This window comes from Brevibacillus sedimenti (assembly GCF_020923495.1).
GTDB lineage: Bacteria > Bacillota > Bacilli > Brevibacillales > Brevibacillaceae > Brevibacillus > Brevibacillus aydinogluensis.
Genome location: NZ_CP064048.1, coordinates 2,513,829 through 2,537,172, shown reverse-complemented (window position 1 = coordinate 2,537,172; position 23,344 = coordinate 2,513,829). Strand labels below are relative to the sequence as shown.

The following is a 23,344-nucleotide window of genomic DNA, read 5'->3' as shown; positions in this document are numbered from 1 at the left end:
GCCTCTTCACCTCTTGGCAGGCTCGCTGGTCAACGGTTTGCCCACCTTTTCCGCCTGCCAGTAGTATTCGGCGAACACGTCTGCCAGCGCTTCCGCCGTGTTCAACGACTCCTGCAGCGTATTGCTGGTTCCGCCGATTTCCATTAAAAGGCTTCCCGGTGAGATGGACTGGTTATACTCGCCATGGTCGGTTTTCGCCCCTTTTTCCATGACGCCGCGGGACAGGCCGGGATACATCTTTTCCATCAGGTGGTGCAGTTCGGTGGCAAACTGCTCGTTTTTCTCGTAGTTTTTGTTTCGCTTCCCGATGATCATCAAGACGCGGGCATAGGTCTTACCGTTGATGGTGACGGTGGTTTTGCTGCGCGGCGCAGTGTCGCGGTGCAGGTCAAAGAAGTAATACAGCTCCCGGTTCCGCTGCGTCGCCGCCTTGACCGCCCGCAGCGATTCGGCGTAGGAGAGGGCGTAGTCCAATTTTTTGTCCAACAGCTTTTGGTAGATGTCTTCCTCATTGTACTCCGTGCCGATGCCTCGTTCGTTCAGCGCTTCCGCCAGCCGCTTGCTGACCAGCGAGATGTTGCGCTTAGGGTGGTCCACCGATGTCCCGACGGGCTTTGTTTCACTGTACCAGGACTCGCGGTTGTGGGTGCTGTAGACGTAGACAATTTTCCTGCCGCCGGTGGTCGGGTTGGGCTGCGGTGCCGCCTTGTTCTCCTCCGGCTTCGGCTGTGCATCGTTTGCTGCCGTTTCACCGGTATTGCCAGACGGCGCCGCATCGTTCACCTGATGCGGATAGGCGGGGTATTCCACGTACAGGTCGGCCAGCGTGGAGTCCCTGCCGGCGACGACAAAGCGGGCGTCATCCGCTGTCAGCATGCCGGGCAGCTCCCTTCCCAGCAGGCTGCGCAGGTCACCAGGCTGGATGCCGGTGGCCACCTGAAACAAAAAACCGGATATGCTGTTGACGCCTCGCTCTGTAGAGGCCTGTACCGTCTGTGTCAGCGTGGGAATCTCCTGTCCCATCCATGTGAGCAAAGCCAGGCTGGACACGCGGGTCGCCGCCTGCTGCACAGCCGACGAGGCGATCATGACGCGGTTGCCGTGCATCGCCATCACACTGGTGACGATGAACAGGAAGGCCGTGATAATGGAAAGCGCGACAAATTGGCGCTGAATCAGGGTTGCCATCTGTCTCCCTCCTCATGCTGTTTGCATTGACAGCGGACTTAGCAATCGCCGAACGCTTGTCTATGCTTTAGCCTATGAGCGTCATAGAGACGATAGAACCCTTTTCTACCTTTTCTCTCACCGCTAGTTTTTCCGTCTGCGGTGTCAGTGAGGAGCGCTCACCGGCAGACGGCCAGGACGGCAGCCATCAGTGGGTGTAGGCCGCGCTGTTCTTACTGTTGACGGCACGGTGCAGCGCCTGGTTCAACCCGGTAGCGAGCACGTTGGCCACCCCTTCGATAAAGTCGTCCACTTCCTTGGGTGTCACCACCAGGTCTTGTCCCAGCGGCCGCAGCACCTCGTGAATGAGCTGCCGTTTTTCCTCCTCGGGCAGCGACCCCACCAGGCCCAGAAACGTCTTGCGCGCCTCCATGTCGGGCAGATCATCTTCCGTATACGGCTCTTTCCGCTCCGGCAGACTGCTCATCGCCAGCTTGTTGGCGGGCCGGTTGCTCTCCTTCATTGACTGGCCGAAGTGGCCGAGCAGATAGGTGATGGCGTCGTTGACAATCGTGGAGGCAAACACGACCGTCGGCACGCCGATCGCGATCACCGGAATGCCCAACGTCTTTTCGTCAATTGCCTTCCGCTTGTTGCCGACGCCGGAGCCGGGATGAATTCCCGTATCAGAAATCTGGATCGTGGTGTTGACACGGTGCAGCGCACGGGAGGCCAGCGCGTCGACGCAGATGACGAAGTCGGGTTTGCTCTTTTCCACCACCCCAAAGATAATCTCGCTCGTCTCGATGCCGGTGATCCCCAGCACCCCCGGCGAGAGGGCGCTCACTTCGCGGTACCCGTCTTCCACAGTCTCGGGAGCGAGCGTAAACAAATGACGGGTGACGAGCAGGTTTTCCACCACCATCGGTCCCAGCGCGTCCGGCGTCACATTCCAGTTGCCGAGGCCGACGACGAGCGCCTTCTTTTCTTCCGTAATTCCCAGTTCGCTGAGAAACCGGGCAAATTCACGGGCGAACCGCTGGGCTACCCGTTCTTCGACGGCCGTGTCGTTGTTGCGCAGCTTCGGCACTTCGATGGTGATGTAGTGGCCAGGCAGCTTGCCAATCTGCCTGCCCGCTTCCTCGTTTTCCACAGCCAGGCGCGTTACCTTGATCCCCTCTTCCGAATCGTCCGTCTCGATCCTGACACCGGGGATCTGGCCGCCTTGCTGCTGCTGGGCCAGTTCATGTGCTTCGAGGGCCAGGTCGGTCCGGATGGAATAACCGGACAAATCGAGATTGTGCTCCATCTGTACTTGCTCCCTTCTCCATTTTGTTCCTGCTGTTAGGTTGCTTGAAACCCCGTTTTTTATTCCGAATCCTTTCTTGCAAATGGCAAGTCTGCGTGCTAGAATAAGTTTTGTTGTATTTCCTGCATGCCTATGGTCGTCTAAGGAGGTGACACACATGCCAAACATTAAATCCGCGATCAAGCGCACCAAACAAATCGAAAAGCGCCGCGCACAACGCGCTTCTCAAAAGTCCGACCTGCGTACTGCAATGAAGAACTTTGAGAAAGCGGTCGCTGCTTCCGATGTCGAACTGGCGAAATCCACTCTTCTGGTGGCTGTGAAAAAGCTGGACAAGGCCGCTACGAAAGGTCTCATTCATAAAAACGCAGCAAACCGTCAAAAGTCCCGCTTGATGAAAAAGTTCAACGCTCTGACCGCTCCGGTAGCGTAAGAGTAATCGGTACATCAGAAAAACCCGCGAACACCTGGTTCACGGGTTTTTTGCTTTGGTCCGTTCCTCGTAGACGCGCGTCATGAACAGTTCCAGGGCCAGCCGCTTGTCCACCTGTCCGGACTTCATCCGGTAGTCTTCCTCGGCCAATACGGCCAACAGCCTTCGCAGCGCCGCTTCGGAAAAATGACGCGCTTGTTCCATCGCTTTTTTTACCGCGTACGGATGCACTTTCAGCATGCCGGCCAACTGCTGCTGCGAATACCCCCGCGGCGCCCACTGCCGCACGTGCAGCAGCAAGCGGAACTGCCTGGCCAGCAGCGCCACGAGGCGAATTGGTTCTTCGCCCGTTTTCAGACAGTCGTACAGCATCCGCAGGCCTTTGTCCAGCCTGCCTGCGGCGGTATGCTCAATCAGGGCAAACACGTCTTGTTCCAGCGTGCGCGAGGCCAGCGTTTCGATCACCTCATCCGTGATGACCGCTCCGCTCCCCCCACAAACAACGCCATCTTTTCCAGCTCTTTGTCCAGCAGGCGCAGGTCGCCTCCTGCGCGCTCCACCAGCTTCACTGCCTGCGGCCGCTCAATGACAGCGTGGTACTTCTCCGCCTGACGCTCCACCCACGCGTACAGATCGGCGTCTCGCAGCGGCTGAAACGGTATCACTTTGGCCTTTTGGTGAAGGATCTTGACCAGTTTTTTTCGCTCGTCCAGCTTGTCCGCCTCCGTATGCAGCACGAGCGAAGTGTAGGTCGGCGGCTGCTCCAGATAGGCAAGCAGTGCGTCGGGATCGCTCTCTACCTTCGTCGCCGGCTTGCTGCCGGTCAAAAAGTACGCCTGCCGGGCAATCACCAGGCGATGTTCCCCCAGAAACGGCAGCGTCTCCGCATCCTGGACGATCTCGGCGAGCGGTGTTTCCGTGCAGTCGTACACGCTCAGGTTCAAATCGGCGAAGGCCGGGTCAATCATCTCCCGGCGGGCCGCCGCGAGAAACTCTTCGGCGAGAAAGGACTCCGGGCCGTACAGAACATACACCGGCGCAAACTGCTTCTGTCTGATCTCCCGGATGGCCGAAAGCAGCGGCATGGCTTCTCCTCCTCCTTCGTATTCCTGGGTTATTATAGCACAGATGCGCGCAACGGGCACCGCGGATGTCTCGATCACCGGCATGGGCGGACAAAGGCCCGTTTTTTCTCAAGGCGACGCGCTCCTGCAGAGCGAAACGAAAAACCGCAGCCTGGATCGCTGCGGTTTTTCATATGGGCACCTCTATGTAAACGTTCTGGGAGAAGTCCCGGGATGCCTTCTCCTGAAACGGTAAGCAGGGGGTGCTGGATACTGCAATATACGCAGTTCCTTCCCTGCCGGTGCCGGTCCAATTGCAAAAAGCGCGTTTGTCACGAACGCACGAACACTGCACACGCAAAGGGGGCGTCAGTCTCTGTCGCGCGATTTCCCTCTGTTGCCGCCGGACTTGTCGTCATCATCTTCGTCGCGGTCGTCGTCATCACGCACTTTTTTTTCGTTTCTGTCCGACTTGCTGTCGTCCTTTTCTTCCAGGCCAATCGGAAACACCGGCTTTTCTTCCTGCGGATCGATGACTGGCCTTACGGGCGGTTTGGGTTCCACCTGCTTTTTCGGTTGGACGGTTTGCTTTGCAGGTGGCGTTTTAGTTTCTGTCTTGGTCTTTTGCTCTTTTTTCTCTGTCGTCTGCGATTTTACCTTCTTCGCCGGTTTCGTCTGCTGCTCCCCCGTTGTTGTTACTGATGATGAATGAGTGCTCTTTGGGGGCACAGGCGGACCAAACACGGCAGGCGCCACCTCAGGCGTTTCTTCGCCAGCCGTCGAACCTTGCTGGTAATCGTCCGAGTTCTGCTGCTGATCGCTGCTGCCCATAAAGAGCAGAAATACGAGCAGACAGGCGGCAACTGCACCGCTTCCGATCCGGGCCATCCAGACGTACGCCCGCCGCCACTTCGACGATTTCTCGGTGGCAGACGCCGCCTGTTTCACCTCCAGCTTGGGCAGAGATTCCCGCTTAGGGGATGATGCTTCTGCCGGCCGGACCGATTCTGACTCCAACTGCGGTAGGATCGCGTCCACCAGGCTGTATGGTGGTGTGACAGGGGGAAGTTGTTCCAACTGCTCAGAGACTCGTTTCAAACGGTCGTACGCAAGCTGCAGATCGGGATTGTTCCGGAGCATGGCAAACAGCTTTTCCCGCTCTTCCGGTGAGAGGTCCCCATCCATATCCCGCTGCATCCACTCCCAGACTTCTTCATCTATCATCTACCGATCCCCCCTTTCTGATAGTCGTGCAACAACTCCTGCAGTTGTTGTCTGGCCCGAAACAAATACGACTTGACCGTATTCAGCGGCAGATCCAATGTCTCGGCAATCTCTTGGTAGGACAAATCCTCAAGATAGCGGAGCACCACCACCATGCGGTACTGATTGGGCAGTTTTTTGATCGCCTGCTGAATATCGCTCGACAAACTGGTGAGAAGGATTTCATCTTCTACGTTGTTTCGATCAGGGATGATGAGCTCATGCTCGTCAATCGAGACCGTTTCCTTCATGGCGCGAAATTTATCCATGCAAACGTTGTTGACGATCCGTTGCACCCATGTGGAAAACCTTGCCTTTTCCTGGTACGTGTCCAGCTTTCGATAAATCCGGATCAACGCTTCCTGGGAGGCATCGAGAGCGTCCTGTTCATTTCCTAGGATATAATAAGCGCTGCGGTAAACAGAGGCCTCAATCGATCGGAGCAGCTCGACAAGCGCGTCGTGATCCCCGGCTTGCGCCATCCTGATCAGCTCTGCCTCTCGCATAATCTCCTCTCCCTCCTACAGACGGGGCGCTGCTGAAAAAGGTTGCAAGCATTTATGTATCGGTAATTTGCGTTTGCCAGTGCACCGCTCCCCTGCGTATGACCAGGGTGACTGCCCCATGCAGATCCGTTCGGTAAACATTTGCCCCTGTATCCATCAAACGCTTGACCACGACGGGCGAGGGATGCCCGTAGCGGTTGTTTCGGCCGGCCGAAATGACGGCGGCTCGCGGTTTTGCTGCGGCCAGAAAAGCGGGAGAGCTGGATGTGCTGCTGCCGTGATGCGCCACTTTCAATACATCGACGGGCGACAGCAGGCTGCGGGCAAGCAGCCGCTCTTCCCCTGACCGTTCAATATCGCCAGTAAACAAAACAGTCGTGCCATAAGCGGTAAGACGAAGCACGACAGAAGCATCGTTGCCCGTATGTGTCAAATCTCCGTCCGGGTGAAGCCAGGCCCACTCCACACCGGGTACATCCGTCCATGTCTGCCCAGGCCTTCCGGTCAGGACAGGTACGCGTTTTGCGCGGAAACGTTCGAGAATCGCGGCTTCCTCGTCACGGGGAGGTGAACCGTTGACAAGCACCGAGCCAAATGTAAAGTGCGGCACCAGCGCTGCCATCCCTCCGATGTGGTCGTGATCCCCGTGCGTCATTACCACATGGTCGATCCGTTCGATCCCCCGCGCTCGCAAAAAAGGCAACACGACGTCTTTCCCCACATCAAACGGATCACGTCGCTCCCGCCAGGATTCCCTGGCTGGGTACCGGGGTGTTCCACCCGCATCTATTAAGTATACCTTCTTTTTACCAACTTCGACAACGATAGAATCTCCTTGATCGACGTCAAGAAACGTGATCCGCACTTCGTCCCCGCCGGCGAACGGCTGTCTCGCGGCCACGAGCAGCAACAGAAACAGGCCCGCATACAGCCAGCGGTCCCTCGGACGATGGTAGCCTCGCCACCACAATACAGGCAGTGCCGCGAGAAAAAGCCCGTACAGCACGATCCACCACCACTGGGGATGCGGCCAATGGGAAAACGGCACGGTCTGCGCCTCCAGCCAAAACAGCGGCCCGTGCAGCCAGTCCAGCAGCGCGGAAGCCAGCTGGGCGGGCAGCACGGCCAGCGCCGGGTGAATCAGTCCGAGCAATAGCGCGAGGTAGCCTGCAGGCAGCACCACCATTGAAAGCAGCGGCACGGCCAGCAGGTTGACCAGCCAGGAGAGCGGTGAAAACTGATGAAAATGGTAAATGAGAAACGGGAACGAGACAGCCTGCGCGGCAAAGGTGACGGCCAACGACGTGCGCAGCCACTCGGGCCCCCGCGTGAAAAACTGGCGGCCGACGGGCACGAGCACAATCAGCCCCAGTGTCACGCCAAACGAGAGCTGGAACCCCAGGTGCCACAAGTAGTACGGATTGAACGCCAGCATCAACAGCAGCGCCCACCCCCACACCTGCCTTCCCTCCGTCTGCCGGGCTCCAGCCTGACAGAGCAGGCCGATCGCTCCCATGATGCCGGCGCGCACCGCGGAGGCACTGGCCCCCACGATTAGGACATAGCCGACAAGCAGCACTGTCGTCAGCACCAGGGCCGTCCGGCGCGGCATCCCCGCCCGCTCTGCGATCCACACGAACATCCCGCTCACCAGCGTCACGTGCAGCCCGGAAATGGCCAGCACGTGACTCAAGCCAAGGTTGTCGTACATCTCTTCCGTTGCCGGCGACACCCCGTCCGTGATGCCCAACAGCAGCGATTGCATGTAACCGGCTGCTTCCTGGTCTGGAAACAGCAGGGCAATGCGGTCGGCAGCTGTCGTCTGCCACCGCCGAAACAGCATCATTACACCCGACTCGGCCGGCTCCATCCGGACGTCGCCGTACTCCGCTTTCGCCACGATACGCACGCCCTGCCACCGCAGATAGCGGGCGTAGTCAAACGCATGGGGGTTGCGGGCCGACGACGGCAGCGACAGCCGGACCGTAGCCGACAGGCGGCTGCCCTGCATCCACCGTTCCACCTCATGCGCTTCCGGCTCACGGGACAAGCGGACCCGCAGGGCGATCCTCTCCGCTGTCGCCATGTCGGTCATCTGCCGCCCGGTTTTCCCCCATGTTTCGACCGACAGAAAAAACCGGGCCGTATCGCCGTCGCGCTTCACTGGCGAATCAATGACACCGGCGACCGCGATCGACTCGCCGTCCTCCGCCAACGGCAGCAGCGTCGAACGCTGGAGATAGTCGTACCCTTGAAAGTAAAGACCTGCTAGAATACAAATGAGAGAATGATAAAGCATCCGCGTGCGATGCGGGCGGGGCAGAAAGAGGCACACTGCCGACGCAGCGGCGGCTAATAGTGCCAGCCAGGCGGTTTGCAGGCAGGCCCCCGCCAGCAGCCCGCAGACTGCCGCAAGGCTCACGGTAAAAACACTCACCAACGACACCCCCGTGTCACGTGTCTGAGACATCGAGTGTACACAAGGGGGATGGGACAAAAAAACAGTGCAAAAAAAGCGTGCCAGCAATAACAGACCCGCATGGTTCGCTCAGAGGGAGGACAGTCATGACGAGGAAAAGTTGGGATGAATACTTCCTGGACATTGCCGAGCAGGTGTCAGCCCGTTCCACGTGCAACAGACTTCACGTCGGCTGCGTTATCGTGAAGGACAAGCACATCATCGCCACCGGCTACAACGGTTCCATCCACGGACACGATCACTGCGAAGACGCAGGCTGTCTTCTGGGAGACGACAACCGCTGCCATCGGACTATCCATGCTGAGACAAACGCCTGCCTGCACGCAGACCGGGACAGCCTCAAGGGTGCCACCGCCTACGTGACGCATGAACCGTGCGAAAACTGCTCCAAAATCCTGGCCCAGGTTGGCATCAAGCGAATTGTCTACCGCCATGCCTACCCAAACAAATGGAACCGGTACTTTCTCAAGGATCTGGAAGTCGTCCACATGCCGCCGCAACCGGTGCAGAGTAATTGACGCTCGTGGATGAAGCGAGGCATTTCCCGCCCCAAGCTCCCGTCCGAAAAACCGGGCGGCGTACACGACCTGCCCGTTTTCAATCACGCGTGGTGTCTGAGTCACGGTACCCTCGGGGACTGCACTTGCTACGGAGTCAGCTTGGGCATTCGGAGCGATTGCGTTGACCGTCAATCCATGATAGAGTTAGCTAGAGCAATCAGTGAGAGGAAGAGTCATTTCATATGTGTGGAATCGTATCAATCTACAACAAGCGCCAAGCGCCCGTCGCCCAAGAGACGATCGGCGCGATGACGCGTGTCATCCTGCACCGCGGTCCAGACGATGATGGCTTTCACCTGGAAGACAACATCGCCCTGGGCTTTCGTCGTTTGAGCATCATTGACGTGGAAGGCGGCCATCAACCGCTGTTCAACGAGACGCGTGACATCTGGATTATCGGCAACGGCGAAATCTACAACTACAAGGAACTGCAGCACTGGTTGAAGGGGTGCGGACACGTTTTCCATACCGATTCCGATATCGAAACCATTCTGCACCTGTATGAAGAGGTGGGAATGGATGCACCGAAACACCTGCGCGGGATGTTTGGTTTTACCATCTGGGACTCCCGCAACAAGCGGCTTTTCGGCGCACGCGACCACTTCGGCATTAAGCCGCTCTACTACGTGGAGACGAATGACGCGATCGCCGTGGGCAGCGAGATCAAGAGCCTCCTGGAACTGCCCGGAGTCAGCAGGGAAGTAAACCACACCGCGTTTTATCATTACTTGACGTTTCAATACGTGCCCGATCCGGAAACGATGTACCAGGGCATCTACCGCATCCCGCCCGCCCACTCGTTCGTGATTGAGAACGACCAGATTCGACTGCAGCGCTACTGGGATGTCGAGTTCAAGCCGGACGAAAGCAAGCCGTTCTCCTACTTTGTGGAAGGCACGCGCAGCATTCTGCTCGAATCCGTCGACAAACACCGCGTCAGCGAGGTACCGCGCGGCGCATTTCTGTCCAGCGGCGTCGACTCCAGCAGCATTGTCGGCATGCTGCGTACGTTTGAACCGGTGAAGACGTTCTCCGTCGGCTCTGACATACCCGGTTACAGCGAGCTGGATTACGCCCGCCGTACCGCCCAATATCTCGGCACCGAACACCACGAACTGGTCGTCAACGCGCAGCGCTACATGGACGAACTTCCCCGTCTCGTCTGGCACCAGGACGAACCGGTGGCCGACCCGTCCGCCATCCTTCTCTATTTCGTCGCGCAGATGGCCAGCGAACACGTCACTGTGGTGCTCTCCGGAGAAGGCGCCGACGAATTTTTCGGCGGCTACAACATCTACCGCGAACCGCACTCGCTGCGCATGTTCTCCCGGATGCCCGGCTGGATGCGCCATTCCATCCGCTATCTTGCAGAAAAGCTGCCGGAACAGGTCAAGGGCAAAAACTTCCTGATCCGCGGTTCGAAGACGGTGGAAGAACGCTTCTTTGGCAACGCCCTGATCTTTACCGAAGAGATGAAGGAACGAGTCGTCATGGCTGATATTCGCCGCTCCGAGGAGTACCGTTCCCCGTGGACGGTCACGGAAGAGATCTACAAACGGGCGAGTGCGTACGACGACGTCACCAAAATGCAGTACCTGGACATTCACACCTGGCTGCGCGGCAACATCCTGATGAAAGCGGACAAGATGACGATGGCCAACTCGCTGGAGCTGCGCGTTCCGTTCATCGACGTCAAGGTGTTCGAATTTGCCGCAACCATCCCGACCAAGTACAAGATCGCCAACGGCACCACCAAGCACGTGCTTCGTGAAGCGATGAAAGATTTTCTCCCGCCGGAAATCAAGACGCGCAAAAAGCTGGGCTTTCCTGTGCCGACGCGCCACTGGCTGAAAAACCACTTTTACAAGTGGGCCAAGGAGATCATCTTCGAATCCAAGGTGGACGATTTGATCAACAAGGCGTACGTTCTGTACATGCTGGATGAGCATCGCGAAGGCAACGCCGACTACAGCCGCAAAATCTGGACGATTTTGATCTTCATGCTGTGGCATCAGATCTTTATCGAGCAGAAATACAACTTTGGACCGTATGTCAGCCCCAGCGTGGAAATTCGCCGCAAAAAAGAATCGCTGCAAAACTTGGGATAACACCAACACCTGACCAAACGGCTTCGCCCAAAGATGCTTCGGGCGGGGCCGTTTTTCAATGGTTTGCATATCATTTGCACACCCCTGCTGTCTTTTTGTAGCATCCGGATAGAGAGCCTTATGACGCCTTCACGGCATGCCGGACGAGACGCAAGGGGGTTTTTTTATGCTTTACGAATGGTGGGAACGATACCGGCGCATCGCGATCGCCGCAGCCGTCATCCTGTTTGTGGGCATCAGCATCTGGCTGTACCATGCGCAGCAGGCTGGGACGACAGCGGACCTGCCGCTGCAGGAAGCGTTTGCCTCTGTCGGGGACGGCCAATCTGCATCGGGCGAAACGTCCGCTTCGGTCGAGCCGCCTTCTACTGCCGGTACACAACAACACTTGTCCGATCCACCAGGCGCGGTCGGGGCCGTTCCTGCTCCTCGGCAGGACGTGGCACATCAGGGGCAGCCGCGCGATACAGGCGCTCCTCCCCTGTTCGTGGACGTCAAAGGTAAGGTAAAGCAGCCCGGGCTGTACCAGTTTGAGGCCGGGGCTCGGGTCGCCGACGCCATTGCCCGGGCAGGAGGACCCGCGCCGGATGCCGACGTGGAGCAGATCAATCTGGCCGAACCGCTGACGGACGGCAGCGCTGTCCTGGTGCCGGCCAAAGGCAGTCCGGCCTCTCCCTGCGGCCAGGCGGCGGCCCACTCCGCAATCGTGGAAACAGTGGGAACGGGCAGTTCGCTCGGCAGCGCAGCCGCGGGGAGTTCGACCGGCGCTTCCGGGGGCGGAAAAGCTGGCGGCGCACAGCCCGTCAATCTCAATACTGCCAGTCTGGAAGAATTAATGACGCTGCCCGGAATTGGCGAAGCGCGGGCCAAGGCAATCCTGGCCTACCGGACAGAACACGGAGCGTTCCGTTCGCCGGAGGAATTGAAACGAATCAGCGGCATCGGCGACAAGATGTACCAGCGCCTGAAGGATCACATCCGCGTCCGCTAGTGATGGTCATGTTCCGTCTCCTGTACACATACAATGGGGAGAGAACCAGCGAGGGAGGAATGGACATGGACAGGATCGGGTTTATCGGCACGGGCAACATGGGCAGCATGCTGATCGAAGCCCTGCTCGCGGCCAAAGCCCTGTCTCCCGGCCAGATCATTGCGAGCAATCGCACCCCCGCCAAAGCGGAATGGTTGGCCGAACGTCACCCCGGACTGACCGTAGCTGCCAGCAACGCCGACGTTGCCCGCGGTGCCCGTGTGCTGCTGCTGTGCGTCAAACCGTTCGAATACAGGCAAGCATTGGAACAGACTCTTCCGGCACTTACGCCGGAACACACCCTGCTGACGATCACCAGCCCCGTCAGTTTGAAACAGCTGGAATCGCTCGTCCCCTGCGCCGTTGCCCGTATGGTGCCCAGCATTACGAATGCAGCCGGCAGCGGCGTCAGCCTGTTTGAATTTGGGTCAAGAATCGACAGTGACACGCGGGAAGGCATACTGGACCTCTTCTCCCAGATCAGCAATCCGGTGGAAGTGGCGGAGCCGTTTTTGCGCATCGCGTCCGACATCGCCAGCTGCGGCCCAGCCTTTGTCAGCTATATCCTGCGCGAGATGATCAATGCCGCCGTCGAAAAAACCGGCATCTCCGAAGAAGCCGCCGCTTATCTGACGTCTCAGATGCTCATTGGCATGGCCGACCTGTTGAAACAGGAGATGTTTACCCTGTCCGCGCTTCAGGAGCGGGTCTGCGTACCGGGCGGCATCACCGGCGAAGGGCTGATCCCCCTGCGCGAAGCCGTGCCTGGCATGTTTCGGCAGGTGTTTGAACGCACGCACGCCAAATTTGCCGAAGATCGCGAGCACATGGCCCGCCATCTTGAGACGCCGCCCGACTGACACCAAATAAAAGGCGCGTTCCCTGCCGGAACGCGCCTCATTTGGTTGATGCAATTGTCTCCTGTATCTTTTACTGCCGATTAAAACGTGCTCAATCGATGCGGATTTGTTACTTGACCACGATGTTGACCAGTTTGCCAGGGACAGCAATCACTTTTACGATCGTTTTGCCGCTGGTCAGCTCCTTGATCGTCTCGTTGCTGACGGCCAATTCTTCCATCTGCTCTTTGGTCGCGTCGGCCGGGATGCGCAGTTTTTCCCTGTTTTTGCCGTTGATCTGCAGCACGATTTCCACTTCGTCTTCCACCAGTTTGGATTCATCGTACTCCGGCCACGGTTCGTACGCAATCGTATCGGTGTGGCCCAGTTTTTCCCACAGTTCTTCGCCGATGTGCGGGCAAATGGGCGACAGCAGCTTGACGAAGCCTTCCATGTATTTCTTCGGCAGCACGTCCGCCCGGTAGGCTTCGTTGATGAAGATCATCAACTGGGAGATGCCCGTGTTGAAGCGGAGCGCCTCGTAATCTTCCGTCACCTTTTTCACGGTTTGGTGGTATACGCGCTCCAGTGCGGCCGACTCGCAGTTATCCTTGATTTTTTCATTCAAGCGGCCGTTGTCGTCAACGAACAAGCGCCATACGCGGTCGAGGAAACGGCGCGCTCCGTCAAGCCCTTTGGTGGACCAGGCGATGGAGGCGTCCAGCGGCCCCATGAACATTTCGTAAAGGCGGAGCGTGTCGGCGCCGTGGCTTTGCACGATCTCGTCCGGATTGACCACGTTTCCTTTGGACTTGCTCATCTTTTCGTTGTTCTCGCCGAGGATCATGCCCTGGTTGAACAGCTTCTGGAACGGTTCTTTCGTCGGCACGACACCGATGTCGTACAGGAACTTGTGCCAGAAGCGGGCGTAGAGCAGGTGGAGAACGGCGTGTTCCGCACCGCCGATGTAAATGTCAACGGGCAGCCATTCCTTCAGCTTTTCCGGGTCGGCCAACTGCTGGTCGTTGTGCGGATCGATATAGCGCAGGTAGTACCAGCAGCTTCCCGCCCACTGCGGCATCGTATTGGTCTCGCGGCGTCCCTTCAATCCTGTTTCCTTGTCGACGACGTTGACCCATTCCGTGATGTTGGCAAGCGGCGATTCGCCCGTGCCGGACGGTTTGATCTCCTTGGTCTTTGGCAGGACGACGGGGAGTTCTTCTTCCGGCACCACTTTCATCGTACCGTCTTCCAGGTGGATAATCGGAATCGGCTCACCCCAGTAGCGCTGACGGCTGAATAGCCAATCGCGCAGGCGATAGGAGACTTTGCGCGCTCCCTTGCCGTTTTCCTCCAGCCATTCGATCATCTTGTTGATCGCCTGCTCCTTGTTCAACCCGTTCAGGAATCCGGAATTGACGTGCTCGCCGTCGCCGGTATAGGGCGCTTTGGTCACGTCTCCGCCGACGATCACTTCCTTGATCGGCAGGCCAAACGCCTGGGCAAACTCGTAGTCGCGCTCATCGTGTGCCGGTACTGCCATGATGGCACCTGTACCGTAGCTGACCAGCACGTAATCGGCGATCCAGATCGGCAGCCGCTCCCCGTTTACCGGATTGATCGCGTACGCGCCGGTAAACACCCCGGTTTTTTCCTTGGCCAGGTCGGTGCGCTCCAGATCGCTCTTCCGTTTGGTCTGCTCCAGGTACGCATCCACCGCCTGCTTCTGTTCCGGCGTCGTGATGGTGTTCACCAGCTTGTGCTCCGGCGCGAGCACCACATAGGTGGCACCAAACAGCGTATCCGGGCGGGTGGTGAAGACGGTGATGGTCTCGTCGTGACCCTCGATTCCAAAGACGACTTCCGCCCCTTCCGAACGGCCGATCCAGTTGCGCTGCATCTCCTTGATGCTTTCCGGCCAATCCAGTTCTTCCAGGTCTTCCAGCAGGCGGTCAGCGTAAGCCGTAATCTTCAGCACCCACTGCTTCATCGGGCGGCGTTCCACCGGGTGGCCGCCGCGCTCGCTCTTCCCGTCGATGACTTCCTCGTTGGCCAGCACAGTTCCCAACGCAGGGCACCAGTTTACCGGCACTTCATCAATGTAGGCCAGTCCATGCTCGTAGAGCTTCGTAAAGATCCACTGGGTCCATTTGTAGTAGGCCGGGTCGGTCGTGTTTACCTCGCGATCCCAGTCGTAGGAAAAGCCCAGGGATTTGATCTGCCGGCGGAAGTTGTCGATGTTGCGCTGCGTAAACTCCGCCGGATCGTTTCCGGTGTCGAGCGCATACTGTTCGGCCGGCAGGCCAAAAGCGTCCCATCCCATCGGATGGAGAACGTTGTAGCCCTGCATCCGTTTCATCCGGGACAGGATGTCAGTAGCCGTATAGCCCTCTGGATGGCCGACGTGCAGTCCTGCGCCGGACGGATACGGAAACATGTCGAGCGCGTAAAACTTCTTCTTGTTCTTGTCTTCCAGGGTTTTAAACGTTTTGTTCTTCTCCCAGTAGTCCTGCCACTTTTTTTCGATCTCCTGATGATTGAAAACCATTGTGTCGCACTCCCATCGTAAAAAGATGACAAAAATAAGAAAACCTCCCGCCCCTGGCGCACTGCCGAAAGGGACGAGAGGATTATGCACTCCCGCGGTACCACCCTACTTGATGAACGTATCGTTCACCCGCTTGTTGTCCCTATCGCGGACGAGACGCTCCTCCTTACGCAGCCGGCGAAACCAGCCGGCCTTCGGGCGGAGTGCTTCGAGGCGAGTTCGGAAAGTCCCAGGTTGACTCGCACCTGCCGTCAACTCTCTGATGCCATGGGAGCCTTTCGTACTACTCCTCTTCAACGCATACTCATGTTTGCGGTTGTATTCCGATTATAGACAATCCGTACCAACCGTGTCAACGCTCGGGTCGACGCGCGGCAAAAAACAGCCGTTCGCTGGTTTCGTGCGGCGGAAGACCGGTAAAATCGGCCGTGATCTCCACGTCGACAAACCCCGCGTCCGCCAGCCAGCGCAACAGCTGAACCGGCTGGTACGCACGCTGCCAGTGCTCCTCCTCCACACGCTGGTACAGCCCGTCCGGTTGGCGCAGGAAAAAGGTGAGCTGGTGCTCCACCTCCAGCCGAATCGGGTCGCAGAAACATTGCCAAATGTACGAAACTTCGTCATCCACCAGCGTAAACGTCTGATTGCCGAACACGTGCAGCATCTTGTAGGGGCTGTGAACGTCAAACAAAAACGTGCCGCCGGGATTCAGATGCTGATAGACACGTTCAAACGTCAGCTTGACGTCTTCCTCTTCCGTCAGATAGCTGAGCGAATCGCACAGGGAAATGACGGCGTCGGCAGCGGGCAGATCCAACTCCCGCATGTCCTGCTCCACCCAGGTGATTTGAACCTGCTCCCGCCTCATTTTGTCATAAGCCACCGCCAGCATCTCCTCCGAGAGATCCACCCCCGTCACCCGGTAACCGCGTTTGGCGAGCGGAATGGCGATGCTGCCCGTTCCGCAGCCAAGGTCGATTACCTGCCGGGGTTTTTCCCGCTTTTCCCAGACCCGCTCCAGCCAATCCAGCCACTGATCGTAGGGGGAATCGGCCATCAGCTTATCGTAGACGGACGCCAAATGCGCGTACGCCATCGCCGTCAGCCCTGCTCTCCAAAGGAGACTGCCGGTGCGTCTCCCCAGAGCCGCTCCAGATTGTAAAACTCCCGTTCTTCGCGGTGAAACACGTGAATGACCACGTCTTCCAGGTCAATCAGCACCCAGCGTCCCTCGTCCGCCCCCTCGATGCCGCGGACGTTGTAGCCGTGTTTGTGCGCCTGGTCGCGAATCTCGTTGACGATTGCCTGAACCTGGCGCTCGTTGTTGCCGTGGCAGATCACGAAATAGTCGGCGATCACGGACTGTTTGCTGATGTCCAAAACGATCAGGTTTTCCGCCTTTTTCTCTTCCGCAGCTTTTACCACCAGGCGTGCCAGATCTTCCACCGTTTTAACCATCAAACTCCTCCTTGTGCATCCCTGCGGGATACGAGATCGTTGTATGCCAAGAGCGTCAACGGATACACCGTTTTCCGCTTTTCGATCAAATGCTGGATCGTGCCCCCGAGCGCGCACGCCAGCGCTTCGTCCAAATCCTGCTCGGCCAGGGCGCGAATCATCTCCACCCCGGGGAAATCCCGGTTTGGTTCTATATAGTCTGCCACACAGACCACCTTTTCTAACAGACTCATCCCCGGACGACCGGTCGTGTGGTACCGGACGGCCTGCAAAATCTCCGGATCGCTCACGCCGAGCTCCGTCTGGATGACGATGGCACCGGCAAATGCGTGCCACAGCTCTTTTTCCCCTTCCAGAAGCTCGCGCGGCATGTCGTGGCGGACGAGGATGTCGCGCATTTTCTCCACCGGCCAGCATTTGCAGTAGTCGTGCAGGTAGCCGGCCAGCTCCGCCTTGTCCGGATCGGCGCCAAAGCGCTCCGCGAGCCGCCTCGCCGACTCCGCCACGCCCAGGGTGTGGCGGTACCGCTTGTCATGCATTTGGGCGCGCACCTTCGCGAGCAGCGCCTCCCGATCAACCAGTCCGTACATATAACCCGTGCTCCTTTATATAACGCTCTACTGCCGGCGGGACGAGGTAGCGGATACTTCTGCCCGCCGCCACTTTTTCCCGAATCAGCGAGGACGAGATGTCCCAGGACGGCATCTCGACGAAGCTGACATACGCTTCGTGCGCCTGTCGGTCCAGCCGTGTCCCCGGCCGCGCCAGCCCGATAAACCGGACCAGCCGGATCAGCTCGGCAAAACGATGCCACTTGGGCAAAAGCTCCACCATGTCGGCCCCGACGATAAACGAAAAGCGGCAGTCTGGATACGCGGTGACCAATTGACGCATCGTGTCGTAGGTGTAGGATGGCCCGTCTCGCCGCAGTTCCACGTCGGTCACGCGAAAGGCCGGATGGTCCGCGACAGCCAGTTCCACCATGCGCAGACGGTGTTCCGCCGGCGTGATGCCCGCCCTCGCCTTGTGCGGCGGGATGCGGGCCGGCATGAACCAGACTTCGTCCAGCCTCATCTGGTCTCTGGCCTGCTCCGCGGCAAGGAGATGACCGCAGTGAATCGGATCAAACGTGCCGCCCATTATCCCGATCTGCTTGTCGCGCTGTTCCATGGCTTACGGCAGCTCGATCGTCTTGTTTTCCCGGGACTCCTTGTACAGCACGACGGTATGGCCGATGAGCTGCACCAGTTCGGCCTCCGCTCCTTCCGCCAGGGCGTTTGCCACCTCGTGTTTGTCATCCAGATTGTTCTGCAGGATGGACACCTTGATCAGTTCCCGCGCTTCCAGCGCCTCTTTGATCTGTGCAATCATGTTGTCGTTGACGCCGCCTTTTCCCACTTGAAAAATCGGAGTGAGATGATGGGCCTGCGCCCGCAAAAAACGCTTCTGCTTGCCGGTGAGCATCGGCATGCCTCCTTCTTTTACGTCTATGGTCATGAACTTGTCTTCGTAAGCTGCTGCAAAACAATGTCCCGCATCGTCCCTGCGGGAGCCGTCTGCCCCGTCCACAGTTCAAATGCGAGCGCGCCCTGGTTGACGAACATGCCTACGCCGGAATGAACGCGCGCACCGCACGCCCGCGCCTCTTTCAGCAGACGGGTCTCGAGCGGGTTGTAAATCAGATCACTGACGATCAGACCGGGGTGCAGCCAGTCCGCCTGCACCGGCATTTCGTCCACCTGCGGGTGCATGCCGATCGACGTGGTGTTGATCAGCAGCGTGGCATCGGCGATCGCCGCTTTCCCGTCCGCCGGATCGATCACCGCAGTGGGCACGATCGTTCCCACGTGTTCTGCCAGGAGCGCGGCGCGTTCACGCGAGCGGTTGATGATTCGGATTTCCCGCACGCCCTGTTCAGCCAGGGTGAACGCGACAGCGCGCGCCGCTCCCCCGGCCCCCATCATCGTGACAACATGCTCGCGCAAGTCGATCCCCGTCTCCTCCACCAGGGAACGGACGTAGCCCGTCCCGTCGGTGTTGTAACCGATCAGGCGGCCGTTCCGGTTGACGACCGTGTTCACCGCGCCGATCCGCTGGGCCAGGGGATCGATTTCGTCCAGCATCGGCATGATCGCCACCTTGTGGGGAATCGTCACGTTGACCCCTTTGATCCCCAGCGCGCGAATGCCGGCCACTGCTTCCCCCAAGCGCTCCGGTTCCACATCAAAAGCGGCATAGGCAAAATCCAGCCCCAATTCGGCAAAGGCGGCGTTGTGCATCAACGGCGATTGGGAATGCGAAACCGGATGGCCCAACAGACCAACCAACTGTGTTTTGCTCGTGATCATGCGGATCTCCTTCCCCTCTGCTGCTCTTTGTGTAGCATATGACAGGGCAGGCGGCAGGCGAAGCAGCACTGCCGCTTTAAATCAGACCTTTTCTTATCCCGACGCTGACGCCCTTGGGCGCGTGCACGACGACGTGCGCCTCTTCCTTGCCCCGCAGGCTGACCCATCCCAATCCGGAGATGACGATGTCCGTCGTGCCGGCAGGCGGGATCTTGAACGTATGCTTGACAAAGGGGGGCAGCGCCTGAGCCGCCTCTGCTCCCGTGGGCGGGCTAAGCAGTTCCCCATGGTGCTTGGCCATGACCTCGTCGGCATTCTCCAGCTTGGTGCGGTGAATGTACAGGTTGTTGGCCACGTAGACGACAAATGGCTGGTGCTGGCCGCGTACAAAATCGATGCGAGCCAGTCCGCCCAAAAACAGCGTCTGTTTGTCGTTTAACTGGTATACCTTGGGATTAATGCGCGCCGTGGGCGTGATCCTGCGCAGATCCTGCGGCGACACCATGTGGCCGATCTGGTCGCGGTTGATGATCCCGGGCGTGTCGTAAATGGAGCGGCCGTCTTCCAGCGGAATTTCGATCTTGTCCAGCGTCGTGCCAGGGAATGGAGACGTGGTGATTTCCAAGTCGGCCGAACCGTAGTCGTGCAAAATCCGGTTGATCAAGGTCGACTTGCCGACGTTGGTAACCCCGACGATGTAAACGTCCCGTCCGCGCCGCAATTGGCCAATGCGCGCCAGAAGCTCGTCGATGTTGACGCCTTTTTGCGCGCTGACCAGGATGACGTCCTCCGGGCGCAGTCCACGCTCTTTGGCTTCGTGCTGCATCCAGTTGCGAACGCGGTTCAGGTTGATGTTTTTGGGCAGCAGATCCACCTTGTTGCCGACCAACAAAATGGGGTTCTTGCCGACAAAACGGGGCAAGCCCTTCAGCCACGACCCCTGGAAGTCGAAGATGTCGACCACCATCACCACGAGGCTGTCGGTCGCTCCAATGCCGTGCAGAATCCGCAAGAAGTCGTCGTCCTCCATGCTGACCGGCGCCACTTCATTGTAGTGTTTGATCCGGAAACAGCGCTGGCAGATGACGGTTTCCCGGGCGAGGGCCGACGCCGGCGCGTACCCCGGCCGTTTCGGGTCCTCCGTCTGAATGGCCACGCCGCAGCCTGCGCACGTCTCCGGTGTTTGTTCGTTCACGATTCTGTCTTCCACGAAATCATTCCTTTCTTGCGCATCCAGTATAACGCCACCCGTTCCATCCGGCGGTTGAACCGCGTCCAAAACCCGTCCGTCTGGGCAACGGGGACGACGAGGATGGTATGAAACCCGAGCCGGTTGCCTCCCAGCACGTCGGTAAACAACTGGTCGCCGATCACAACCGTCTCCGCGATTGTCACGTTCATCTCTCGGACCGCCTGCAAAAAGGCGCGGCTGGACGGCTTTCGCGCTGCGCAGATGAACCGGACCCCCAACGGGGCGCAAAAGCGGTTCACCCGCTCCTGATTGTTGTTGGACACGACCGTCACCTGGATGCCTGCCTCGTTCAGCCGTTTCAGCCAGGCTTCCACCTCGGGAGTGGCGTGTGGCCTGTCCCACTCCACCAGGGTGTTGTCCAGGTCGGTAATGACCGCGCGTATGTTTCTTTTTCGCAGTTGATCTATATCAATATGATGGATAGATTCCACAAATTGATCCGGCATCAGCTTCTCCAGAAACACGGGGCACCTCCAACACGGCCTGAAAAGAACCGCGATTTCGGCACTTACTATACCACACTCCGCCACCGGCTTGCAAAAGTTTCAATCCGCATTCAAATACAATCCGCGAGGCAGCACGGCATCACTGCCCGAGACGATATCCCGTGTCCGCTTCATGAAAACCCTCCCACGAAAACAGCGTCAACTGCTCGTACCGCTGTTCCGTCGGCGGCGCAAAGTTGGAGAAACCAACACCGACGAGGCGCACCCCCGGGGAGTAGTCAAACGCGTCCAACAGCTCTTCCAGCAGGTCAGCCCAGTTTTCGCCGGGGGCGGCCTTGCGCTGTTTGGTCCTGAGGGTGAAGTCGGCGTATTTGATTTTCAGCGTCAGCGTTTGCGGGATGACACCCTCCTGCCTCACATCCTGCTCCGCCTCCTCCAGCAGGGCGGCAGCGATGGGGCTGACCGCCTCACGGTCGTATAGGTCAAACGGCAGCGTCGTCTCGCGGCTGAGCGATTTGGGAGCCCGCTCCGTCACGATTTCCCGGTCGTCCACGCCCCGGGCCCGATGGTAGAGCGCTCGTCCGAACTTGCCGAACAACTGCACCACTTCGTCCAGGGAAAGCTGCCAAAAGTCTTCCACGGTGTGAATGCCCTTTCGCGCCAGCAATTCCTGCGATTTTTTGCCCACGCCATGCAGCGTTCCGACAGGCAGCGGCCGCAGCACCTCCAGCGCCTGTTCCGGTCGGATGACGACGAAGGCGTCCGGCTTTTTCAAATCGCTGGCGATCTTGGCGAGGGACATGTTGTAGGAGAGGCCGATGCTGCAGGTCAGGCCGGTCTCACGCTTTATCCGCCGCTTGATCTCCCGGGCGACGGGAACGGCGTTGTCGTATCCGGAGACATCCAGGTACGCCTCATCCAGTCCCACGGTTTGATAGCGATCCGTATAGGCGGCAAACACCTCGCGGATCTCCGCCGATTTTTCCGCGTAGCGCTCGTAACGAACCGGCAGAAACACGCCGTGCGGACATTTTTTGCGGGCCAACGCCATCGGCATCGCGGACCGCACCCCGTATTTTCGCGCTTCATAGCTGCAGGTGGATACCACGCCGCGGTTTCCCGTGCCGCCGACGATCACCGGCCGGCCGCGCAGTTCCGGGTGATCCAACTGTTCAACACTGGCAAAAAACGCGTCAATATCCAGATGCAGGATCTTCTTCACAGGAGATACCACCAAACATACATTCTCATATGGCTATTATCGTTCTTTTTTTAAACGGATGCAAGATACAGCCGCCTGCTGCGTACGGTCGCCGCCTGCATCGTGTCAGCCGCCTGGTAACGTCCTCATGGTGACAAAAAACCGCCCTTCCCGAGCGAAGGGCGGCCAGACTAAAACAATCTTAACCATCGTTTCCAGGCCGGAGGCCTGCACATCGATCAAATAACGTTGTAGAAAAGTACGAGGTATGGAGTGATGGGCCAAGCGAGCTCCTTTGACGACCCGCTCAGCGAAAAAACGAAGACGCGGGAAAAACAGGGGGCACAAGTCTCACATCCTCGAAACACCCAGATGTGTGCCCCCTGCCCGCGTCGCGTTTTGAAGCGGACGCATTCCGCTTCTTTGCTGGTCGTCAAGAGAGCGAGCGGGCCCGATCACCCATGCGCTACGGACTTTGACTACAAACTGACCGCCCTTCCTTAAGAGAAGAGCGGCCTGTGCTGTTTTTTCTTTTGCATGACTGTCTTCCTTATTGCATGCTGTGGCCGACGCCTTACCGGGCCAGCGCCTTTACCTGACGCGCCTTGTTGACGAACGCTTCCGCCAGCTTCAGCATCGTGTCGTCGTGCGCCCACATGCGCTCCGGATGCCACTGCACGCCCACGTGCAGCCCGTCGAGGCTTTCGATCGCCTCAATCACCCCGTCTGCAGCCACCCCTGTTACCTTGAAGCCAGGGGCCACGTCTTTTACCGCCTGATGATGCGACGTATTGACGAGGATTTCCGTCTTGCCCAATGCCTCCGCCACAAACCCCGGCTGTAGCGTGACCTTGTGCGCCCCGTATTGTCGCGAACCTTTTTGCTCGTGTTGAAAGGCACCTGGCACCTGGCTTGGGATGTCCTGGATCAGCGTGCCGCCGCAGGCTATATTCAGGATTTGCATGCCGCGGCAGATGCCGAGAATCGGTTTCTTCAGCTCCAGAGCCAGCCGAATCACCGCCAGTTCCGCCAGGTCCCGTTCGTGCTCCACGTCCCCCAGCCCCTGCAGCGGCTCTTCTCCGTACAGATGGGGGGCGGGATCGTCTCCGCCGGTGAGAATCAGGCCGTCCAGCGATTCCACCATCGCGCGGAACGGCGCATCCGGGATGGACATCAGCGGCAGGATGAACGGAATCCCGCCGGTGCGGGCCACCCCGTCCACATAGCTGGTACCCACGTAGTAGAACTGGTCGAGATTGTTGTTGGGAAAGTACATTTTGGTACACGCTACACCAATGATCGGACGCACATGCGGTCACTCCTTGTAATCTGT

Annotated in this window: 21 protein-coding genes, 1 pseudogene and 1 other annotated feature; of the genes and pseudogenes, 5 read left to right on the top strand and 17 right to left on the bottom strand. The window is 58.6% G+C overall.

Features of this window, described 5'->3' with window-relative positions; translation table 11 throughout:
- Positions 1-6: 6 nt before the first annotated feature.
- Together spoIIP and gpr are read right to left on the bottom strand one after the other, a co-directional pair.
- The gene (gene spoIIP / locus IRT44_RS12390) at positions 7-1,188 is read right to left on the bottom strand and encodes a stage II sporulation protein P (protein ID WP_171565348.1); all 1,182 of its coding nucleotides are present in this window, start codon (positions 1,186-1,188) and stop codon (positions 7-9) included.
- A 187-nt stretch (positions 1,189-1,375) separates the two neighbouring features.
- Positions 1,376-2,476 (bottom strand): GPR endopeptidase, encoded by a 1,101-nt coding sequence (gene gpr, locus IRT44_RS12385; RefSeq protein ID WP_171565349.1) that lies wholly within the window; start codon positions 2,474-2,476, stop codon positions 1,376-1,378.
- Positions 2,477-2,633: 157 nt separating this feature from the next.
- On the opposite strand from gpr, the gene rpsT reads away from it, so the two are divergent.
- Positions 2,634-2,909 carry a 30S ribosomal protein S20 gene (rpsT, locus tag IRT44_RS12380; protein WP_171565350.1) on the top strand — a complete coding sequence of 92 codons (276 nt, stop codon included), beginning with the start codon at positions 2,634-2,636 and terminating at the stop codon, positions 2,907-2,909.
- 39 nt (positions 2,910-2,948) lie between these two features.
- On the opposite strand, the pseudogene holA reads toward rpsT, so the two are convergent.
- From holA to IRT44_RS12360, 4 genes and pseudogenes are all read right to left on the bottom strand, one after another.
- Positions 2,949-3,994: pseudogene (gene holA, locus IRT44_RS19405) on the bottom strand (DNA polymerase III subunit delta).
- A gap of 348 nt (positions 3,995-4,342) precedes the next feature.
- Positions 4,343-5,197, bottom strand: a complete 855-nt coding sequence (locus tag IRT44_RS12370; RefSeq protein WP_171565352.1) for a hypothetical protein — start codon at positions 5,195-5,197, stop codon at positions 4,343-4,345.
- Positions 5,194-5,742 carry an RNA polymerase sigma factor gene (locus IRT44_RS12365; RefSeq protein ID WP_171565353.1) on the bottom strand — a complete coding sequence of 183 codons (549 nt, stop codon included), beginning with the start codon at positions 5,740-5,742 and terminating at the stop codon, positions 5,194-5,196. The genes IRT44_RS12370 and IRT44_RS12365 overlap by 4 nt, the downstream gene beginning before the upstream one ends.
- A gap of 52 nt (positions 5,743-5,794) precedes the next feature.
- Positions 5,795-8,179 (bottom strand): DNA internalization-related competence protein ComEC/Rec2, encoded by a 2,385-nt coding sequence (locus tag IRT44_RS12360; RefSeq protein ID WP_230076753.1) that lies wholly within the window; start codon positions 8,177-8,179, stop codon positions 5,795-5,797.
- Positions 8,180-8,307: 128 nt separating this feature from the next.
- Between IRT44_RS12360 and IRT44_RS12355 the strand changes: the two genes are divergently transcribed.
- The 4 genes from IRT44_RS12355 (at position 8,308) to comER (ending at position 12,779) form a co-directional block, all read left to right on the top strand.
- On the top strand, positions 8,308-8,739 hold the full coding sequence (locus IRT44_RS12355; RefSeq protein ID WP_171565355.1) for a deoxycytidylate deaminase: 432 nt from the start codon (positions 8,308-8,310) through the stop codon (positions 8,737-8,739).
- A gap of 224 nt (positions 8,740-8,963) precedes the next feature.
- Positions 8,964-10,889: an asparagine synthase (glutamine-hydrolyzing) gene (gene asnB, locus IRT44_RS12350; protein WP_171565356.1), complete on the top strand. Its 1,926-nt coding sequence runs from the start codon at positions 8,964-8,966 to the stop codon at positions 10,887-10,889.
- Positions 10,890-11,055: 166 nt separating this feature from the next.
- Positions 11,056-11,880, top strand: a complete 825-nt coding sequence (locus tag IRT44_RS12345) for a helix-hairpin-helix domain-containing protein (protein WP_171565357.1) — start codon at positions 11,056-11,058, stop codon at positions 11,878-11,880.
- 65 nt (positions 11,881-11,945) lie between these two features.
- Positions 11,946-12,779 (top strand): late competence protein ComER, encoded by an 834-nt coding sequence (comER, locus tag IRT44_RS12340; RefSeq protein ID WP_212132413.1) that lies wholly within the window; start codon positions 11,946-11,948, stop codon positions 12,777-12,779.
- A gap of 109 nt (positions 12,780-12,888) precedes the next feature.
- On the opposite strand, the gene leuS is transcribed toward comER, so the two are convergent.
- The 11 genes from leuS to IRT44_RS12285 all read right to left on the bottom strand — a co-directional run bounded on the left by leuS (position 12,889) and on the right by IRT44_RS12285 (position 23,320).
- Positions 12,889-15,306, bottom strand: coding sequence for a leucine--tRNA ligase (gene leuS / locus IRT44_RS12335; RefSeq protein ID WP_171565359.1), 2,418 nt, complete (start codon positions 15,304-15,306; stop codon positions 12,889-12,891).
- Between the two features lie 66 nt (positions 15,307-15,372).
- Positions 15,373-15,612, bottom strand: a binding site (T-box leader).
- 46 nt (positions 15,613-15,658) lie between these two features.
- Positions 15,659-16,402, bottom strand: a complete 744-nt coding sequence (locus IRT44_RS12330) for a class I SAM-dependent DNA methyltransferase (RefSeq protein WP_230076752.1) — start codon at positions 16,400-16,402, stop codon at positions 15,659-15,661.
- Positions 16,403-16,407: 5 nt separating this feature from the next.
- Positions 16,408-16,764 (bottom strand): ribosome silencing factor, encoded by a 357-nt coding sequence (gene rsfS / locus IRT44_RS12325; protein ID WP_171565361.1) that lies wholly within the window; start codon positions 16,762-16,764, stop codon positions 16,408-16,410.
- The gene (gene yqeK / locus IRT44_RS12320; protein WP_171565362.1) at positions 16,764-17,354 is read right to left on the bottom strand and encodes a bis(5'-nucleosyl)-tetraphosphatase (symmetrical) YqeK; all 591 of its coding nucleotides are present in this window, start codon (positions 17,352-17,354) and stop codon (positions 16,764-16,766) included. The genes rsfS and yqeK overlap by 1 nt, the downstream gene beginning before the upstream one ends.
- The gene (locus tag IRT44_RS12315) at positions 17,338-17,934 is read right to left on the bottom strand and encodes a nicotinate-nucleotide adenylyltransferase (RefSeq protein ID WP_171565363.1); all 597 of its coding nucleotides are present in this window, start codon (positions 17,932-17,934) and stop codon (positions 17,338-17,340) included. Before IRT44_RS12315 ends, yqeK begins: the two co-directional genes overlap by 17 nt.
- Before the next feature lie 3 nt (positions 17,935-17,937).
- Entirely contained in the window at positions 17,938-18,228 is a 291-nt protein-coding gene (gene yhbY, locus IRT44_RS12310; RefSeq protein ID WP_171565512.1) for a ribosome assembly RNA-binding protein YhbY, read from the bottom strand.
- A 29-nt stretch (positions 18,229-18,257) separates the two neighbouring features.
- Positions 18,258-19,112 carry a shikimate dehydrogenase gene (locus IRT44_RS12305; RefSeq protein ID WP_171565364.1) on the bottom strand — a complete coding sequence of 285 codons (855 nt, stop codon included), beginning with the start codon at positions 19,110-19,112 and terminating at the stop codon, positions 18,258-18,260.
- A gap of 76 nt (positions 19,113-19,188) precedes the next feature.
- Entirely contained in the window at positions 19,189-20,307 is a 1,119-nt protein-coding gene (yqeH, locus tag IRT44_RS12300; RefSeq protein WP_171565365.1) for a ribosome biogenesis GTPase YqeH, read from the bottom strand.
- Positions 20,304-20,828 carry a YqeG family HAD IIIA-type phosphatase gene (locus IRT44_RS12295; protein ID WP_171565366.1) on the bottom strand — a complete coding sequence of 175 codons (525 nt, stop codon included), beginning with the start codon at positions 20,826-20,828 and terminating at the stop codon, positions 20,304-20,306. The genes yqeH and IRT44_RS12295 overlap by 4 nt, the downstream gene beginning before the upstream one ends.
- 121 nt (positions 20,829-20,949) lie before the next feature.
- Positions 20,950-22,032: a DNA polymerase IV gene (locus tag IRT44_RS12290; RefSeq protein WP_171565367.1), complete on the bottom strand. Its 1,083-nt coding sequence runs from the start codon at positions 22,030-22,032 to the stop codon at positions 20,950-20,952.
- 553 nt (positions 22,033-22,585) lie between these two features.
- Positions 22,586-23,320: a gamma-glutamyl-gamma-aminobutyrate hydrolase family protein gene (locus IRT44_RS12285; RefSeq protein WP_212132416.1), complete on the bottom strand. Its 735-nt coding sequence runs from the start codon at positions 23,318-23,320 to the stop codon at positions 22,586-22,588.
- Positions 23,321-23,344 lie beyond the last annotated feature (24 nt).